The organism is Hymenobacter daecheongensis DSM 21074, from assembly GCF_900141805.1.
GTDB lineage: Bacteria > Bacteroidota > Bacteroidia > Cytophagales > Hymenobacteraceae > Hymenobacter > Hymenobacter daecheongensis.
In genome coordinates, this window is the sequence record NZ_FQYN01000017.1 from 1 (window position 1) to 2,829 (window position 2,829).

The following is a 2,829-nucleotide window of genomic DNA, read 5'->3' on the forward strand; positions in this document are numbered from 1 at the left end:
AGTAAGGTTGGCGGCGACCGACTCTCCCGCCGGTGAAGGCAGTACCATAGGCGCAACGGGGCTTAACTGCTCTGTTCGGAATGGGAAGAGGTGAACACCCGTGCTAAAGCCACCATTACTGGTGCGCAGTATCACATGTTGATTGTGAAAACTGTCAAAATCGTTGACGTAGTAAAAACGGGTAAGAAGAAAGTGCGGTCAAGCACAGTCCTTAGAAGTGTTCGAGTCATTAGTACGGCTCAGCTCGGCCATTTCGGACCTTCCACCTGCCGCCTATCCACGTGGTCATCTTCCACGACTCTTAGTATGGGATATCTCATCTTGAGGTGAGTTTCGCACTTAGATGCTTTCAGCGCTTATCTCATCCCAGCGTCGCTACCCGGCGCTGCAGCTGGCGCCACAACCGGTACACGAGCGGCTAGTCCAACTCGGTCCTCTCGTACTAAAGTCAGGTCCTCTCAAATATCCTACGCCCACCACAGATAGGGACCGAACTGTCTCACGACGTTCTGAACCCAGCTCGCGTGCCACTTTAATCGGCGAACAGCCGAACCCTTGGGACCTTCTCCAGCCCCAGGACGTGACGAGCCGACATCGAGGTGCCAAACCTCCCCGTCGATATGAGCTCTTGGGGGAGATCAGCCTGTTATCCCCGGCGTACCTTTTATCCTTTGAGCGATGGCCCTTCCATGCGGAACCACCGGATCACTATATCCGTCTTTCGACCCTGCTCGGCTTGTAGGCCTCACAGTCAAGCCCGCTTCTGCTATTGCGCTCTGCGTACGGTTACCAAGCGTACTGAGCGGACCTTTGAAAGCCTCCGATACTTTTTTGGAGGCGACCACCCCAGTCAAACTACCCACCAGACACTGTCTCCGTTGCCAGATTAGGCACCGAGTAACACAAGGGTGGTATTTCAACGTTGACTCCCCGAGAGCTGGCGCCCCCGGTTCACAGTCTCCCACCTATCCTACACATGTGTTACCCAGCGTCAATGTCAAGCTATAGTAAAGGTGCACGGGGTCTTTCCGTCCCGTGGCGGGTACTCGGCATCTTCACCGAGACTACAATTTCACCGAGCTCACGGCTGAGACAGCGCCCAGATCGTTACACCATTCGTGCAGGTCGGAACTTACCCGACAAGGAATTTCGCTACCTTAGGACCGTTATAGTTACGGCCGCCGTTTACCGGGGCTTCGATTCAAACCTTCGCCTTGCGACTAAGTTCCCCTCTTAACCTTCCGGCACCGGGCAGGTGTCAGGCCTTATACTTCCTCTTGCGAGTTCGCAAAGCCATGTGTTTTTGTTAAACAGTCGCCTGGGCCTTTTCACTGCGGCTTCTTAAGTATTGCTACTTAAGGAAGCGACCCTTCTCCCGAAGTTACAGGTCCATTTTGCCGAGTTCCTTGGCCGTGATTCACTCGAGCGCCTCAGGATTCTCTCCTTGACTACCTGTGTCGGTTTGCGGTACGGGTTATAAAGCAGTAAACGCTTAGCGGGTTTTCTTGACAGTCTGATTAGGAGAACTATCCCATTGGCCGAAGCCGCTAGGTACTATCACGTTTCAGCTAACTCGGCGGATTTGCCTACCAAGTCAATACCTACGCGCTTCAACGGGCACTTCCGTCCGCCCGCGTCTCTTTCACTTCTGCGTCACCGCATCACTCCACTTCATAAGTGCTGGAATATCAACCAGCTGTCCATCGACGTAGCCTCTCGGCGTAGCCTTAGGTCCCGACTAACCCTGATCCGATTAGCGTTGATCAGGAAACCTTAGTCTATCGGCGGGGGAGTTTCTCACTCCCCTTATCGTTACTCATGCCTACATTTGCTTTTCTGGCCGCTCCAGCATTCCTGACAGAACACCTTCCCCGCTGACCAGAATGCTCCCCTACCACTTAGCGACTTAACGCTAAATCCATTGCTTCGGTACCGGACTTGATGCCCGCGTATTATCGATGCCCTCTCGCTCGACCAGTGAGCTGTTACGCACTCTTTAAATGAATGGCTGCTTCCAAGCCAACATCCTGGCTGTCAAGGCAAGTGGACCTCCTTTGTTCAACTTAGTCCGGATTTAGGGACCTTAGCAGATGGTCTGGGTTCTTTCCCTCTCGGCATGGGACCTTAGCACCCCACGCCTCACTGCCGGCTATATTACTAGGCATTCGGAGTTCATCAGGATTCGGTAGGCTTTGACACCCCCTAGTCCTATTGGTAGCTCTACCTCCTAGTAACTCTACGCCGACGCTGTACCTAAATACATTTCGGGGAGTACGAGCTATTTCTCAGTTTGATTGGCCTTTCACCCCTACCCACATGTCATCCAAATCCTTTTCAACGGAAACTGGTTCGGTCCTCCAGTTGGTTTTACCCAACCTTCAACCTGCACATGGGTAGATCACAAAGTTTCGCGTCTACCCCCACTGACTCCGCGCCCTATTCAGACTCGCTTTCGCTGCGGCTCCATGTCTTCAGACATTTAACCTTGCCAGTGAGGAGTAACTCGTAGGCTCATTATGCAAAAGGCACGCCGTCAGCCCACGCAAGGCCTCCGACCGCTTGTAAGCACACGGTTTCAGGTTCTTTTCACTCCCTTATTCAGGGTTCTTTTCACCTTTCCCTCACGGTACTGGTTCACTATCGGTCTCTCAGGAGTATGTAGCCTTAGCGGATGGTGCCGCTGGATTCAGACGGGGTTTCTCCGGCCCCGCCCTACTCAGGAATCCGCTACCGTACACTACCAGTTCGCTTACCGGGCTCTCACCGTCTGCGGCCGACTTTCCCACGTCGTTCAGCTAAAGTAATGTAATCAGATGTTGCGGTCCTACA

General features: G+C 53.3%; 2 rRNA genes. Both read right to left on the bottom strand.

Features of this window, described 5'->3' with window-relative positions:
* Window positions 1–5 precede the first annotated feature (5 nt).
* Window positions 6–117 (bottom strand): 5S ribosomal RNA (rrf, locus tag BUB62_RS18615).
* Between the two features lie 91 nt (window positions 118–208).
* A 23S ribosomal RNA gene (locus BUB62_RS18620) occupies window positions 209–2,829 on the bottom strand; the annotation flags it as partial.